General features: G+C 68.0%; 17 protein-coding genes. 6 read left to right on the top strand and 11 right to left on the bottom strand.

The window, feature by feature from the left end; all coding sequences use genetic code 11:
* Positions 1-73 precede the first annotated feature (73 nt).
* The 4 genes from CF68_RS23395 to argG form a co-directional block, all read right to left on the bottom strand.
* Positions 74-1,237, bottom strand: coding sequence for a porin (locus CF68_RS23395; RefSeq protein WP_035823417.1), 1,164 nt, complete (start codon positions 1,235-1,237; stop codon positions 74-76).
* Between the two features lie 67 nt (positions 1,238-1,304).
* Positions 1,305-1,898 (bottom strand): alpha/beta hydrolase, encoded by a 594-nt coding sequence (locus CF68_RS23390; RefSeq protein WP_035823415.1) that lies wholly within the window; start codon positions 1,896-1,898, stop codon positions 1,305-1,307.
* Positions 1,899-1,915: 17 nt separating this feature from the next.
* Entirely contained in the window at positions 1,916-3,256 is a 1,341-nt protein-coding gene (locus CF68_RS23385) for an MFS transporter (RefSeq protein WP_035823413.1), read from the bottom strand.
* A 232-nt stretch (positions 3,257-3,488) separates the two neighbouring features.
* On the bottom strand, positions 3,489-4,814 hold the full coding sequence (gene argG / locus CF68_RS23380) for an argininosuccinate synthase (RefSeq protein ID WP_035823412.1): 1,326 nt from the start codon (positions 4,812-4,814) through the stop codon (positions 3,489-3,491).
* 302 nt (positions 4,815-5,116) lie between these two features.
* Between argG and CF68_RS23375 the strand changes: the two genes are divergently transcribed.
* The 3 genes from CF68_RS23375 to CF68_RS23365 are packed head-to-tail and all read left to right on the top strand — an operon-like array spanning position 5,117 to position 8,089.
* Positions 5,117-6,280, top strand: a complete 1,164-nt coding sequence (locus CF68_RS23375; RefSeq protein ID WP_035823411.1) for a CaiB/BaiF CoA-transferase family protein — start codon at positions 5,117-5,119, stop codon at positions 6,278-6,280.
* A 48-nt stretch (positions 6,281-6,328) separates the two neighbouring features.
* Positions 6,329-7,297: a tripartite tricarboxylate transporter substrate binding protein gene (locus CF68_RS23370; protein ID WP_035823410.1), complete on the top strand. Its 969-nt coding sequence runs from the start codon at positions 6,329-6,331 to the stop codon at positions 7,295-7,297.
* 15 nt (positions 7,298-7,312) lie between these two features.
* The gene (locus tag CF68_RS23365; protein WP_035823409.1) at positions 7,313-8,089 is read left to right on the top strand and encodes an enoyl-CoA hydratase; all 777 of its coding nucleotides are present in this window, start codon (positions 7,313-7,315) and stop codon (positions 8,087-8,089) included.
* A gap of 16 nt (positions 8,090-8,105) precedes the next feature.
* On the opposite strand, the gene CF68_RS23360 is transcribed toward CF68_RS23365, so the two are convergent.
* A complete protein-coding gene (locus CF68_RS23360) occupies positions 8,106-9,053 on the bottom strand; it encodes a LysR family transcriptional regulator (RefSeq protein ID WP_013954056.1) in 948 nt (315 codons plus the stop codon).
* A gap of 265 nt (positions 9,054-9,318) precedes the next feature.
* Here CF68_RS23360 and CF68_RS23355 point away from each other — a divergent pair, with 265 nt between their 5' ends.
* The 3 genes from CF68_RS23355 (at position 9,319) to CF68_RS23345 (ending at position 10,712) form a co-directional block, all read left to right on the top strand.
* On the top strand, positions 9,319-9,744 hold the full coding sequence (locus CF68_RS23355) for a VOC family protein (RefSeq protein WP_035823407.1): 426 nt from the start codon (positions 9,319-9,321) through the stop codon (positions 9,742-9,744).
* 86 nt (positions 9,745-9,830) lie between these two features.
* On the top strand, positions 9,831-10,034 hold the full coding sequence (locus tag CF68_RS23350) for a SlyX family protein (protein ID WP_010811191.1): 204 nt from the start codon (positions 9,831-9,833) through the stop codon (positions 10,032-10,034).
* A 120-nt stretch (positions 10,035-10,154) separates the two neighbouring features.
* Complete coding sequence (locus CF68_RS23345; protein ID WP_035823405.1) at positions 10,155-10,712, top strand: DUF1439 domain-containing protein; 558 nt, start codon at positions 10,155-10,157, stop codon at positions 10,710-10,712.
* A gap of 1 nt (position 10,713) precedes the next feature.
* Here CF68_RS23345 and CF68_RS23340 read toward each other — a convergent pair whose 3' ends face one another.
* From CF68_RS23340 to CF68_RS23315, 6 genes are all read right to left on the bottom strand, one after another.
* Positions 10,714-11,958, bottom strand: a complete 1,245-nt coding sequence (locus CF68_RS23340) for an MFS transporter (protein WP_051591646.1) — start codon at positions 11,956-11,958, stop codon at positions 10,714-10,716.
* A gap of 134 nt (positions 11,959-12,092) precedes the next feature.
* Positions 12,093-13,004 (bottom strand): DMT family transporter, encoded by a 912-nt coding sequence (locus tag CF68_RS23335; protein ID WP_035823403.1) that lies wholly within the window; start codon positions 13,002-13,004, stop codon positions 12,093-12,095.
* A gap of 360 nt (positions 13,005-13,364) precedes the next feature.
* Positions 13,365-14,228 carry an NAD-dependent protein deacetylase gene (locus CF68_RS23330; RefSeq protein ID WP_035823402.1) on the bottom strand — a complete coding sequence of 288 codons (864 nt, stop codon included), beginning with the start codon at positions 14,226-14,228 and terminating at the stop codon, positions 13,365-13,367.
* Complete coding sequence (locus CF68_RS23325; protein WP_226797872.1) at positions 14,225-14,428, bottom strand: oxidoreductase-like domain-containing protein; 204 nt, start codon at positions 14,426-14,428, stop codon at positions 14,225-14,227. The genes CF68_RS23330 and CF68_RS23325 overlap by 4 nt, the downstream gene beginning before the upstream one ends.
* A 77-nt stretch (positions 14,429-14,505) precedes the next feature.
* Positions 14,506-14,832: a hypothetical protein gene (locus tag CF68_RS23320; RefSeq protein WP_035823400.1), complete on the bottom strand. Its 327-nt coding sequence runs from the start codon at positions 14,830-14,832 to the stop codon at positions 14,506-14,508.
* Positions 14,833-14,877: 45 nt separating this feature from the next.
* Entirely contained in the window at positions 14,878-15,114 is a 237-nt protein-coding gene (locus tag CF68_RS23315) for a hypothetical protein (RefSeq protein WP_013954064.1), read from the bottom strand.
* Between the last annotated feature and the right edge of the window lie 146 nt (positions 15,115-15,260).

The raw sequence follows: 15,260 nt of genomic DNA, 5'->3' as shown, positions 1-15,260 counted from the left end.
CTACGCCGGCGAAACAGCCACGCCTGCCAAGAGCGACAACCGACCGCATGGCAACAATCCAGCTGCAGCCAACTCAGAACTTGTGCCGCATCCCCAAAGCCACGCCAACCATGCTGCGCTGCCCATTGGCCGCGGCATAGCTGTTGCCCAGCGACAGGCTGTTGGCATAGACCGTGGCCAGCGACTCCAGCATCAGCCCGGCATTGCGAGCATAGGCGGTAGACAGGTAAACATCCGTGCGCCGCGAAAACGCATAGTTGGCAACAAAAGCAACCTGCCACGGATTGGCCACCTGCGTATTACCGAACAGGCTCCTGACATTGTCGTAGTTGTACTCCAGCGTCAGCCCCACGGCAGGGGTGACCTGGTAGTTGGCGCCGATCCAGTAATAGTCATCGCGCTGGATCACCACGTCAGCGGCATTCTTGTTCTGACCCCAGCGATAGCCACCCATGATCTTGGCCGGACCGAAGGCATAGCTCGCCGCCACGACCGCCTTGCGCACGGTGCCATTGCTGGTGCCGATGGTGGGGTTCCACTGGTCATAGCCGATAGTGGCGCCGAACGGCCCGGTGGCATACGCCAGCGAAGCCCCGTAGGCGGTGTCACGCCGGAACTGTCCGGGCACTTCGCCATTGCCGCCGATCGGCGTGGCAATGCCAACCGTTTGCGGCAACGCCAGCCCGGCGCCGAACGACCAGTGCGCGCGCGCCGTCAGCGGGCCGAACTGGCCAGTGTACTTGACCGTGTTGTCCTCGCGGAAATTGGCGCCCGCCTGCAGCACCACCGGTTCATATTGCGTGGCGTAGGCAGTAGGCGAGAAGTTCGCCAGCGCTTCAAAGATCGACGTGTACTGGCGACCCAGGCTGAGCTGGCCGATGCCGGCGCGCTGCAGCGCGACAAAGGCCTGGCGGCCGAACAGCCGGCCGCTCTGCTGCATGGTGCCGTTGTCCAGGCTGAAACCGCTTTCCAGCACGAACGACGCCTGCCATCCCGCACCAAGATCTTCCGCGCCGCGCAGGCCCCAGCGCGACCCGGACAGCCCGCCCGAGGCCATGCGGAACACCTTGTCGCCCGGCCCCGGGTTGAAGCCGTTAGTGGCAACCGGCACAGCGCCGACGCGGTTCACGTATTCGACGTTGACGTCCGCTACGCCATAGAGCGTGACGGACGATTGCGCGGCGGCCGCCAGCGGACAGCCCAGCATCAGGGCCATCACGGTGCTTCTGGTTTTCATTTTTCTCCTCCTTGATTGCCCGGCCTTTGCGGCCGGATTCTTTTGTTGTGCCGCGGATGCGGCGAGGTCACGAATCGCGCGTGACCAGGGTGCCCAGTTCCGCCAGCAGGTCATGGGCACGCGGCCACGGGCCGTAGCCCGCGGCAGGGTTGAGGTGGCCGACGTTGCCCAGGTCCACCAGCCGGCCGCCCCATGCGGCGGCCATCTCCGCGACACGCGCATGGCTGGCCAAAGGGTCGTTGCCGCTGGCAGCAACCAAAGTTGGGAACGGCAAGGGCGCGAGCGGCGTCGGCAGCCAGCCCCCCTGCACCAGCGCGTCCTGCGCCGGATAGCCGGGCGGCAGCGGCTGCGCGAAATCCGGCGGCGTCACCAGCAGCGCGCCCAGGATCTGGCGCTGGTGCCGTGCCGCCCAGTGCACGGTGATCATCACGCCGGCGCTGTGCGCGACCAGCACGACCGGCTTGTCGATGGCCGCCAGTGTCGCATCGAGTGCAGCGACGCGCGCCGCGCAGCTGAGCTTGTCGTGCTCCAGCGGCGGCACGCAGCGGACGTCGCGCCCCTGCGCCTGCAGTTCGGCTTGCAGCAGCGTTTGCCAGTGCTCGGCGACGTGGTCGCGCAGGCCCGGCACCATCAGGACAGTGTGGGTGGGTGTAGCAGTCATGGTCGGATTGGAAAGAGTCAGGCAGGAATAACGTGAGGTACAGCGTGGCCATCCAGGCGACGCAGGTCCGCCGCGTAGTGCCGGCGGCCGAGGCAGAACAGCAGGGCCGCGGCCGCACCGGCCAGCGGAATCCATTGCAGCGCGCCGGTCAGGCCGATGTGGTCGGCCAGCACGCCGGTGAGGAACGGGCCCGGCGCCAGCCCCAGCAGGTTGTTGATCAGGGTCAGCGTGGCAAACGCGGTCGCATGGATGGCTGGCCGCGTCAGGTTGGCCACCATCGCGCTGGCGGGACCGGCGGTGCCGCCCACCACCAGCATGCCCGCGCCGATCAGCACCAGCTGCGCGTGGCCCGCAGGCAGCCGGAACGCCGTCATCAGCAAGACGCAGCAGACCACGCTGTAGGCGATGGCCATCTGCCATTTGCGCGCGGGCACGCGCCGCGCCACGCGGTCGGTCAGCGCGCCGCAGGCAACCATGCCCACGCCGGCCATCAGCACCAGCATTGCCGCGGCCACGCCGGCGCGCCCGGTCGCCATGCCGTAGTCGCGCGACAGGAAGCTGGGCAGCCAGCCCAACAGCGCCGCCATCACCAGCAGCTGCAGCGCACTGCCCGCGCAGGCGCAGAGCATGGAAGGCACCGTCAGTAGCTCGCGCACGATCCGGCGCGGCTCAAGTTGCCGGCCCGATGCCGCCGCGTCGCCGTTGGCCGCGCCCACGCGTTGCTGGAGCCCGCGCAGCCGATGCTCGCTGATCGTCAGGTAGTAGAACGCCACCAGCACCAGGCCGAAGCCGGCAATCCCGGCAAAGGCGATGCGCCAGCCAAAGTGGGCCGACAGGACGCCGCCCAGCCCCATGCCAAGCACCGAGCCGAAGGCACCGCCGGCGATGAACGCAGCGCTGAGGCTGGCGCGCAGATGGCGCGGGAACACCGACACCACCACCGCGATACCCACGCTGCCATACGCCGCCTCGCCGATGCCAACGCAAAGCCGCGCCAGGAACATCTGGCCGAAGCTGTCCGCCACCGAGCAGCCCAGCGTGGCCAGGCTCCACAGCGCCGCCATCAGGATCAGGCTGCGCACGCGTCCCCAGCGGTCGGCCAGCAGCGACAGCGGAATCGCGAGCACGCCCACCATCAGCGCCACCACGCCGCCGAGCGCGCCCAGCTCCGTATCACCGAGCTGCCATTCGGCCTTCAGCAGCGGAAATACCGCGTTGAGCACCTGGCGCGACATATAGTCCGACAGCAGCAGCGCGAACGTCAGCGCAAAGACGAGCCACGCATAGCGCGGTCCGGCAGCAGCCGGCAGGGCCGGCGTGGCCGACTCTGCGGCAAGGGCAAGGCGGGATCTGGACATGGGCGTCTCCGGAAGCAGACCGGCGGTCTTCGCGCCGCCGTGCGTTCACAGCCCGCCCCCGAAGGGCGACGAGCGCACGCAGTATCTGGCGATCGGGGCCGCGCGGTTTGATATTCCGGGACGTACGTTTGATATTCCGGGACAGCTGGGGAAAACGCCGAGACGAAAAAAAACCGGCACCCGAAGGTGCCGGTTTCTCGCTGGCCCGCCGTCAGGCGAGGCGCGGCGAAGCTCAGTCTTCCAGCTTCGGCAGCGAGGCGCTGACCTTGGTCGACAGCAGGCCGCTCTTGGCATACGTCTGCAGCTTCTCGCGCGTGTCGACGATATCCAGCGTGCGCATGGTCAGCTGGCCGATACGGTCCAGCGGCGTGAACATCGACTCGCCCTTTTCCATGGTCAGCCGTTCCGGCTTGTAGGTCAGGTTGGGCGAGGTGGTGTTCAGGATCGAGTAGTCGTTGCCGCGGCGCAGTTCGATGGTGACTTCGCCGGTGATGGCGCCGGCCACCCAGCGCTGGGCGGTTTCGCGCAGCATGATGGCTTGCGGGTCGAACCAGCGGCCCTGGTACAGCAGGCGGCCCAGGCGGCGGCCGTTGTCGCGGTACTGCTCGATGGTGTCTTCGTTGTGGATGCCAGTGATCAGGCGCTCATAGGCAATGAACAGCAGCGCCAGGCCCGGGGCTTCGTAGATGCCGCGGCTCTTGGCTTCGATGATGCGGTTCTCGATCTGGTCGCTCATGCCCAGGCCATGGCGGCCGCCGATGCGGTTGGCTTCCATGAACAGGTCGACGCTGTTGGCGAAGGTCTGGCCGTTCAGCGCGACCGGCTGGCCTTCCTCGAAGCGCACGGTCACTTCTTCGCGCTTGACTTCAACGTCATCGCGCCAGAACTGCACGCCCATGATCGGCTGCACGATGCGGATGCCCGAATCCAGGTGTTCCAGGTCCTTGGCCTCGTGGGTGGCGCCCAGCATGTTCGAGTCGGTCGAGTACGCCTTTTCGGCCGACATCTTGTAGTCGAAGCCGTTCTGGCGCATGAACTCGGACATCTCGGCGCGGCCGCCCAGTTCGTCGATGAACTGCTGGTCCAGCCACGGCTTGTAGATCTGCAGGCCGGGGTTGGTCAGGAGGCCGTAGCGGTAGAAGCGCTCGATGTCATTGCCCTTGAACGTGCTGCCATCGCCCCAGATGTTGACGCCATCTTCCTTCATCGCAGCAACCAGCATGGTGCCGGTGACGGCGCGGCCGATCGGGGTGGTGTTGAAGTAGGTGATGCCGGCGGTCGAGATATGGAACGCGCCGCACTGCATGGCGGCGATGCCTTCGGCCACCAGTTGTGTGCGGCAGTCGACCAGGCGGGCTTCCTCGGCGCCGTAGGCCTTGGCGCGGCGCGGGATGTCGTCGTAGTCGGGCTCGTCGGGCTGGCCCAGGTTGGCGGTGTAGGCGTAGGGAATCGCGCCCTTCTGGCGCATCCAGAGGAGTGCCGCGCTGGTGTCAAGGCCGCCGGAGAAGGCGATTCCGACGCGCTGGCTGGAAGGAATGTGCTGCAGGATGGTAGTCATCGCTAGAAAATCTAAGTGAATTTGTCGGCTCTTGGGCGGGCTTCCAATACGCGCGCCGGGGCGGCGGGAAGCACGGCGACGCGGCCGGCCGAGTCACGTGCCGCGTCAGTGCCAAACGCGAATTGTGACACGGCAGCGCCCACGCGCCAAACGCTGGGACTGGCGGGAGCGCCGGCGCCACCTGCATCCGGGCCCGCCTGACCATTCAAATCCCGCGAACGCGCCTTTCAAAACTCTCGACTGGTTCGCGCCAGGACCCCTCCCTATACTCCGCCGCACTGTTGTCTGAAAGCGGAGTCGTCATGTTGCATCGCGCCTTGGAAGGAGTCCGGGTCCTGGACCTGTCGCGCATCCTGGCTGGTCCCTGGTGTACCCAGAACCTGGCCGACCTGGGCGCCGAGGTGACCAAGGTCGAGCACCCCGAGCGCGGCGACGATACCCGCGGCTGGGGCCCGCCCTACCTGGAAGCGCCCGAGGGCAGCGGCGACAACCAGCGCCTGTCCGGCTACTTCATCTGCTGCAACCGCGGCAAGCGCTCGGTCGCGATCGACTACGGCACGCCCGAGGGCGCGGCGCAGGTACGTGAGCTGGCGCGCGAGGCCGACGTGCTGGTCGAGAACTACAAGGTCGGCACGCTGCGCCGCTATGGGCTGGACTATGACACGCTCAAGGCGATCAACCCGCGCCTGGTCTACCTGTCGATCACCGGCTTCGGCCAGAGCGGGCCGATGGCGGAAAAACCCGGCTACGACTATGTGTTCCAGGGCATGGGCGGGCTGATGAGCTACACCGGCCAGCCCGACGGCACGCCCGGCGCCGGGCCGCTGCGCACCGGCGTCGCCGTGGTCGACCTGAGCACCGGCATGTATGCCACCTCCGCCGTCCTGGCCGCGCTGTACCAACGCCAGGCGACCGGGCTCGGTGCGCACCTGGATATCGCGCTGCTCGATGTCGCGGTGGCGATGAACGCCAACCAGGCTGCCAACTACCTGGTGTCGGGCCAGAACCCGCAGCGCAGCGGCAACGCCCATCCCAACTGCGCGCCCTATGAAGTGTTCCGCTGCGCCGACGGCCACCTGATCCTGGCGATCGGCAATGACAGCCAGTTCGCGCGCTTCTGCACCGTGGCCGGCATGCCGGATCTTGCGCAGGACCCGCGCTACGCCACCAATTCCGCGCGCATCGGGCACCTGCCCGCGCTGCGCACCCTGCTGACCGACCTCTTCCCCACGCGCACACGCGCGGCGTGGACCGATGCCTTCGATGCGGCCGGCGTGCCCTGGGGGCCGATCCACACCATGGACGAAGTCTTCGCCCACCCGCAGGTGCAGCACCGCGGGCTGATGCAGGTGGCCGAACACCCCGTCATGGGCCGCGTACCGATGGTGCGCAACCCGATGCTGGCCGGACACGACCTGCCGCTGCCACCGCCGCCGCTGCTGGGCGAACACAGCCCGGCAGGCTGAACGGCGCGCAGCGACCCACAAGACCGAAAACCTGACACGGAGACACCGATGAAACCAACCTTCACCGCCATCGCGCTGCTGGCTGCATGCGCAAGCGGCGCCGCGCATGCCACCGCGTATCCCGACCGGCCGATCAAGCTGATCGTCCCCTATGCCGCCGGCGGCACCACCGACATCATCGCGCGCATCGTCGGCACGCGCCTGGGCCCGGTGCTGGGGCAACCGGTGGTGGTCGAGAACCGCCCGGGCGCCGGCGGCGCGGTTGGCAGCGCCTACGCGGCCAAGCAGCCGGCCGACGGCTACACGCTGGTGATGGAGGTGGAGAGCTCGCACGCGGTCAACCCCAACGTCTACCTCAAGACCGCCTACGACCCGGTCAAGGACTTCGCGCCGGTCAGCAACCTGGCCGACGTGCCCAACGTGCTGGTGGTCAACCCGGCGTTCCCGGCCACGGACCTGCCGTCGTTCATCAAGCTGCTGAAGGCCAACCCGGGCAAGTACTCGTTCGGCTCGTCCGGCAACGGCGGACTGAGCCATATGAACGGCGAGCTGTTCATGAACGCCACCGGCACGCGCATGCTGCACGTGCCGTACAAGGGCCTGGGCCCGGCGCTCAACGATGCGGTGGCGGGCCAGATCCAGGTGGTGTTCGACAATATCCCGTCGTCGTCGGGCCTGATCCAGGGCGGGCGCCTGAAGCCGCTGGCGGTCGCCGCGAAGCAGCGCCTGAAAGTGCTGCCCAATGTGCCGACCTACGCCGAAGCCGGGCTGCCGGCGATGAACAACCCGTCGTGGTTCGGCCTGGGCGCACCGGCGGGCACGCCCGCTGCCATCCTCGACAAGCTCAACGGCGCCGTGCGCCAGGTATTGGCCGAGCCGGAGGTGATCGCCGCCATCGAGAAACAAGGCGCAATCCCGGCACCGACTTCGCGCAAGGACTTCGGCGACCTGATCCGGGCGCAGAATGCGCACTGGCAGCAAGTCGTCGAGGACATCCACTTCAACAAGCTCCAGTAAGCCACAAGGAACGACATGAGCGCACTTCAGCAAGAACCCCACGCCGACGTCGAGATCGACGCGCGCGGCATCGCCACCGTCACCATCCGCGAGGCGGGCTCGCTCAATATCCTGAGCACGCCGGTGATCGCATCGCTCACGCGCGCCATCGAAGCGCTGGCCGGCAATGACGCGGTACGCGTGCTGGTGCTGCGGGGCGCCGGCGAGAAAAGCTTTGTCGGCGGCGCCGACATCAAGGAAATGGCCGCGCTGGACCGCGCCAGCGCCGAGGCCTTCATCAGCGGCCTGCGCCGCCTGTGCGACGCCGTGCGCCACCTGCCGGTGCCGGTGATCGCGCGCATGCCGGGCTGGTGCCTGGGCGGCGGGCTGGAACTGGCGCTGGCGTGCGATATCCGCATCGCCGCCGACAACGCACAGCTGGGCATGCCGGAAGTGAAGGTCGGCATCCCGTCGGTAATTCACGCCGCGCTGATGCCGCGCCTGATCGGCAATGCGCGCACGGCATGGATGCTGCTGACGGGCGAGATCGCCGACGCCGCCGAGGCGCTGCAGTGGGGGCTGGTGAGCCGCGTGGTGCCGCTGGCGGAGCTGGACCTGGAAATCGAACGCGTGGCCGCGCTGCTGGCCGGCTTCGGCCCGGCCGCGGTGCGTCAGCAGAAGCGCCTGCTGCGCGAGTGGGAAGATGCGCCGCTGGAAGTGTCGATCAACAACAGCGTGACCGAGTTCGGCAGCGCCTTCGACACCGGCGAGCCGCAGCAGCACATGGCCACCTTCCTCAACCGCAAGCGCTGAAGCGCGGGGAAAGTGTTTACGGCGCCGTGGCTGCCACGGCGCCGCCTTCGCGCGTGGCCACCACGCGCGGATCGTTCAGCAGGAACTGCGCAAAGGCCTCGGCAAACGCCGGCAGCTTGCCGTCGGCGCGCACGATCAGGTTCAGTTCGCGCAGGGCCCACGGCTCTGCCAGCCGCACCCCCACCACGCGCGCCTCACGCAAGGCCTGCGCCGCCACGCTGCGCGGCACCAGCGCCACCCCCACGCCGGCCTCGGCCAGCGACAGCACCGCATCGAAGCTGTGCGCATGCAGCCGCACGTTGGGCCCCTTGCCCGCGCGCTGTGCCATGTCGCGCAGGAACAGGAAGTTGCTGCTGGTGCGGCTCATGCAGACAAAGTCGAAGGCCAGCGCCGCGCCGAAGCGCACTTCAGGCTCGCGCGCCAGCGGGTGATCCGCGGCCACCGCAAGGATCAGTTCGTCGCGCGCGTAGCGCACCGAGCGCACGCCGGTGGCTTCGCCGCCAGCCTGGAAATCTCCCGCCAGGATGCCGACATCGGCTTCGTGCGCCGCCACTGCCGCCAGGATCGACTGGCTGGCGCGCTCCTCCAGGTCGATGTTCACATCCGGGTTGGCCAGCAGGAAGCGGCTCACGCTCGGGATGATGAAGCCGTTGAGCGAGCTGCTGTTGGCCAGCAGCCGGATATTGCCCTTCAGCCCGGCAGAGAAGCGCCCCACCTCGCCATGCATGCGCTCCACGCCAAGCAGCAGTTCGCGCACATGGACCAGCAGGGTTTCACCGGCCGGCGTCAGCTCCATGCCGCGCGCGGTGCGCACGAACAGCGGCGTGCCCATCGCATGCTCCAGGTTCTTAAGCCGGTAGCTCGCCGCCGAAGCGGTGATATGCGTGGCCGAAGCGCCACCTGACAGGCTTTGCGCATCGGCTATGGCCTGGAACAGGCGCAGGTCGGTCAGTTCGTAACGCAAGGCAACTCCGTTTGGGGCGGGACGGTCGAAAGGATTGGCGCTTGGTGGTGTCGCGGCCATTCTAGTGCAGCACCGTGGGCTTCCCACCCGCCACCCGGTCCGCACACACCCCGCTCATTTGATGTGGACGCCGTCCATTTTCTTTGCTAAGGTATTGTGGACGGCGTACACAAGAGCGTGCGCCAGTTGCCAGCGCGCCGCCTGATTCGCGCGCCATGCCGATATCCACGGCCGCCCGAGCGGCGGCCTGCCTACAGGAGTTGTCATGCAAGTCCAGCCCTATCTGTTTTTCGAAGGCCGTTGCGATGAAGCCGTTGAGTTCTACAAGAAGATTCTCGGCGCCAAGGTCAACATGCGGATGACGTTCAAGGACAACCCGGAGGCCGGCAAGGGCGGCGAGGGTTGCCAGCCCGGCGCCGGCACCGAAGACAAGGTCATGCACATGGAGTTCCAGATCGGCGACAGCGTGATCATGGCCTCCGACGGCCGCTGCTCGAACCAGCCCAACTTCCAGGGCTTCGCCCTGTCGATCAACTACCCTGACAAGGCCGCGGTCGAAAAGGCCTTCAACAGCCTGAAGGAAGGCGGCCAGGTGGTGATGCCGCTGGACAAGACCTTCTTTGCCGACCAGTTCGGCATGGTCACCGACCGCTTCGGCATCATGTGGATGCTGCTGTCGGCACCGAAGTAAGCAAGATGTAACGCAGTTTCCCGGCCAGCGGCGCGCCATGTGGGCCGATAGGCTTACAATGCGCCGCCTGCCGGAGAAACCACGCCATGGACGATCGCATCAACGAACTCGAAATCAAGCTCGCCTTCCAGGAAGACCTGCTTGATACCCTGAACAGCACCGTGGCGCGCCAGCAGCAACAGATCGACCTGCTGCAGGAGCAGTTCCGCGCGCTGTACCAGCAGGTGCGCAGCGCCGCCACCACCGCAGCCGAAGCCGACCCCCAGCAGGAAATCCCGCCGCACTACTGATCGACGCGGCCAGCGCCATGCAGGCCGATAGCCGTTGTGATGGAACGCCACCCCGCCCGCGCGGTCTGACAGGCTGACTCCATCCACCGCCGCCCTCGACAGGCGCGCCCCATCCGCCACATGCGTCTGAAACCTTCCCTGCTGATTGCCGCCGCCTGCGTCGCTGGTGCTGCCTCCTCGGCGCTGGCCGGCTACAACATCTGGACCGGCGAGTACTCCCTCTCCCGGCAGGAACTGCAGACCGCGCTGGACCAGCGCTTCCCCGCCACGCTGCGCTACGCCGAAGTCGTCAGCGTGCAGCTCAGCCATCCCCGGCTGGTGCTGGACGAGGCCAACAACCGCGTCACCACCCATGTCGACGCACGCCTGACCAACGCCTTGCTGCCCTCCCCGCCGGTAGACGGCAAGCTGGCGCTGAACAGCGGCGTGCGCTACGACCCGGCCAAACGCGCGGTGCTGCTCGACAACCCGACCGTACAGCAGGTGGAAGTCGCCGGCATGGGGCAATACCGCGAGCAGCTCAACGCCATCGGCGCTGTGGTCGCGCAGCAGCTGCTGAAGGACTATCCGGTCTATACGTTCAAACCCGAGGAACTGCGCGTCGGCGGCAAGGATGTGGAGCCGGGGGCGATTACCGTGGGCAAGGATGAGGTGCGGGTGGAGGTGAAGCAGCGGTAGGCTACGGGCTGGCCTGCTCTGGGTTCGCTGATTGTTCAGCCTGCCGCGCGGCGTGGCCGCGTCGCGCACGCCGGGCCCAGAACCAGCCGCCGGCAATGGCAAGGCCGCCGCTCAGCGCGAACACCAGCGGAATCCCGATCTTGCGCGCCAGCACGCCGCCGAGCAGCGGCGCGAGCACCAGCGCCATCAGTTGCACGCTCCTGGCAGTGGCGCTGACGCTGCCGAGACAATGGCGTGGGCATTGCTGCTGGATCGCCACGGCCTGGCTCAGGCACGCCAGGCAATAGGCACAGCCATTCACGATCCAGAGCCCGAGCCACAGCATCCCGGGCATGGCGCTGCCACTGCCGGCCAGCACGCCGGGGATCAGCACGGTCAGCCCTACAACGGCAAGGCCGGGCGGCGCCAGGCGGATGCCACACCACCGGTACAGGCGCGGGAACGCCAGCGCGCCACACACGGCGCCAGCGGCGGTGCCGCTCACCAGCATGCCAAACGCCGATGCCGGCAACCCTTGCGACTTCATGAACAGCGCCAGCAGCGGATCGTAGAGTCCGAATGTCGCAGTCAGCATGAACACGCAGCCGAACGACACCCGCACGGCATGACTGCCGCGCAGCAGCGCCATCAGTGGCCCCAGCCGCAACGCGCCTCGTGCTGGCGTGCCTTGCGCAGCGACCGGGCGCGCCCGGTCGCGCAGCGGCACCAGGCACCCGATTGCGAGCAACGACAGGCCGGCCGAAAGCCAGAGCCCCGACATTGGCCCGTACAGCGCTGTCATGCCGGCCGCGATCAGCGGCGCGCACACCTTGGTGATCTGGTCAGCGGCCGTCGTCATGCCGGCATTGGCGGCAAGCTGTGCATGGCTGAGCATCGATCGGACCATGACCTGTTCCGGCGGCAAGGCGCTGGCATTGGCCAGCGTCTTGAGCATGACCAGCAGCACGAACACGCTCAGGTCTGGCGCCATAAGCAGCAGCAACGATGTGATGCCGCGCGCGCTGTAACTGGCAAACAGCATGGCGGCAGGATTGCCCCGGTCGGCCAGCCAGCCGAAGAAGGGCCCGCCGACCAGGACCGGAATGACGAACAGCGAGGCAGCGACGCCCGCCGCGGTCGCATCCGCGCGCCAGTGAAAGGCGAGCAGCGAAAAGACCACCGTGGCGTCGAGCCACACCGTCAGGGCGCTGACAATCCTGGCGGCGAGCAGCGGCTTGTATCCGGGAACGGCGGCCAGGCTTTGCATGCGAATGGAGGAACCCGTTGTCGAAACCGGTCAGCATAGGGCGCGATCGCTGCCCTGGCTGCCGCATGCGCTAGATTCCGACCTTTCCGCAGTGCATTTCAGAACTTGCGGGACGATGCCGGCGAAATTTCAGATTACCCGCGCATCGGGTTTCGCCCTCCCCGAAACACCAACCCCAACCCCGCCAGCACCGCCCCCATTCCCGCCATCGCCAGCGGCGCCATCCGGTTGCCCAGCAGCAGGTAGTCGAGCACCGCCGTACCCGCCGGCACTAGGTAGAACAGGCTGGTGACGTTGACCAGGTTGCCCGCGCGGATCAGGCGGTAGAACAGCAGCGTCGCGCCGATCGAGATGACCAGCGCCAGCCACAGCAGCGGCAGCGCAAAAGCCAGCGAAGCATCGAAGGCGACGGGCTGGAACGGCAGGCACAGCAGGCAGGCCGAAAGGCTCACGCCGTACTGCAGCGGCAGCACTTCAGCGGGTGCACGCGTGACGCGCTTCTGCAGGATGGCGCCGACGGTCATGCTGGCGAGCGAGGCCAGCGCGCACAGCACCCCCGCCAGCGACAGCCTGGCCAGCAGCAGGCTGTCCGCCACCACCATGGCCAGCCCGGCGAGCGCGAGGGCAAGGCCCGCCATGCGTGCGGCGCTGAAGCGCCGCTCGGTCAGCAGCAGCGTCAGCATCGGCTGGGCGCCAAGCACGGTGGCGAGCACGCCGGGTGTCATGCCGTGGTCGAGCGCAAGGAAGTAGAAGACGGAGTAGCCGCCGATCAGCAGCAGGCCGGTCACCGCGGTGTACAACCGCTCGCCGCGCGGCGGCAGCAGGCGGTGCCTGGCCAGGCTGATCGCGCCCAGCACGGCGCAGACCAGTGCGAAGCGCAGCGTCAGCAAGGCGAAGGGCGTGGCGTGGTCGAGGGCCAGCCGGGCGGCGATGGCGCCGCTGCTCCACAGCAGCACGAAGAGGGGCGTGGCCCAGGCGGAGGTGTTGGTGATGCGTGTGCCGGTGGCGGCGTCGAATTGCGCCGCGCAGTCTTTGTCGGTTGTCATGGATGTCATCTGTCGTCAGCTTGGCAGGCTCCGGCGACGCGCATCGGCATGCGGCCGCGGCACGGCGGCAGGCGCGCACAGGCGTGCGGCTGCCGTGCGCGCGGGCACACGGATGCGGGACTACCGGAGACGAATGAGGCTGGGAGGCGTGCCCGTCAGCCGCGCGGCGGCGGCGGCGGGTGCGCACCGCCGATGAACGGCGGCGGCGCGACAGATGTGAACGCAGGCTGGCGACGCACGCATGGCAACGCGCGGCCCGGGGGCGCGGCGTTGACGGGGCGTTGGCGGTCTGCGGTCATGGCGGAAATGGAAGACTTCGAAGAAGTAGTCCGGCGATGCTATGCCTGTGCGGCCATCGCGTCAACGAGGTTTTGTCGTGCCCTGCTCCAGCCGGGACACCAGCGCCTGCAGTGTCGGCGCGCATCCGGCTTCCACCTTCAGCGCGAGCATCGCGTCCGCGCGCGTGGTGCCCAGGTTGAGCGCGGCCACGGGCTTGCCCATCTGTCCGGCCCAGACACAGAAGCGGTAGCCGGAATAGACCATCAGCGACGAACCGACCACCAGCATGGCATCCGCTGCTTCCAGTGCCGCACGCGCGGCATCGACCCGCGGGCGCGGCACGGATTCGCCGAAGAACACCACGTCCGGCTTGAGGATGCCGCCGCAGCGCCCGCACTCTGGCACGCGGAACTGCGCGAACAGCGGCGATTCGAAATGCACGTCGCCATCGGCAGCGGGCTCGGCGATCACGTCGCGCAGCGCGGCGTTCTGTGCCAGCAGCCAGTCCTGCAGGCCGGCGCGGTCATGGCGCGTGCCACAGTCCAGGCAGATGGCGCTGGCCAGGCTGCCATGCAGTTCAATCACACCCTCGCTGCCGGCGCGCTGGTGCAGGCCGTCGACATTCTGCGTGACCAGCGCCGTGAGCCGGCCGTGCGCGCCAAGGCGCGACAGCGCATGGTGCGCGGCATTGGGCCGCGCCTGCCACGCCACCGGCCAGCCCAGCATGCTGCGCGCCCAGTAGCGCTGGCGCCCCGCGTGCGAGCCCAGGAAGGCCTGCAGCGTGATGGGCTGCGAGCGCTGCCACTGGCCGCGCGCGTCACGGTAGCCGGGAATGCCGGAATCGGTGCTGATGCCCGCGCCGGTCAGCACGAACAGGCGCGGGTGGCGCTGCACGAAATCGAACAGCGCGGAGGTTGGGTGCGGGGGTTGGAGCGGCTCGTTCAACTTGCCGGATCCTCGGCATGACGCGCCGCCTGGCGCGCCTCCCAGGCACGCAGCTCCTCGCGGTAGCGGTCCATCTCCTGGTAGTAGTAGTCGAAGATGCAGGGATCGCAGCCGGAGCCGCAGCATTCGTCATCGCCGGGCCGCTCTGGCGGCACCGGGCGGGGGTCGTCGGGGGGCACGGCGGGGGACGCTTGGGACACTGACAGTTCGCGAACAGGCGCATTGGCGGATCAACCGCCAGTATATTCCCGCCGGCCCCGGCCTGCCGCCGGACCCCTCAGTGGCCGAGCAGCCCCTCGCCGACCGGGATCACCAGCGCCGTGCCCGCCAGGCAGGCGATGTCGTCCTCGGCAAGCCGGCGCGACACCACGCTGGCCAGCCTGGCGCCGATGCGGGCAAGTTCGGCGGCGTCGGCCAGGTAGACGGCGTCGATCACGCTCTGGTCGAACTGCAGGGCCGCGCTCAGGCGGCAGCGTCCGGGCGAGCCGGCCGGCTCGGCCTGCCAGCTGACCTGCACCTGATTGCCGTCGCTGCGGTGGTATTCGGCCGACATCGGAAACAGCCGGCAGGTATGCTCGCGGGCCCACTCGACCAGGGCAGTCATGGCGATTCCCCTTTGGCGGGACAGCGCGTCCGCCGGTACGCCGCGTCAGCGGCTCAGTACATGGTAGAGCCAGTCGTGCGCGCGTGCCGGCACGCCCAGCGCGCTGGCATCGATGCGCTGCCCCTGCACCCGCAGGGTGCCTTCGTGCAGGGCATCCACCGCTGCCTGGGCATCCGGGAACCTCCCCATCACGCCATTGCCCAGCATCAGCATCCAGTCCTTCTCGCGGGGAATGAGCGTGAGCTGTCCCGCGGCGGTCTGGCAAAAGAAATAACCGTACATGCACCCCCCAAGCACCTCGCCTGTATCCATCCTAGTGCAGGGCACCGCGGGGTCGCGTGCCGATCTGCACGCTTCCGAACGGCGTGATGAATTGTTTTTGCACGGCCGCGAGCGGGCGGCCTGCATGCGGCATTTTGCCCGAAGAT

It is taken from the genome of Cupriavidus sp. SK-4, assembly GCF_000611125.1.
Taxonomy (GTDB): Bacteria; Pseudomonadota; Gammaproteobacteria; order Burkholderiales; family Burkholderiaceae; genus Cupriavidus; species Cupriavidus necator.
The sequence above is the reverse complement of the archived record's forward strand: the minus strand, read 5'-3'. Positions and strand labels throughout refer to the sequence as shown.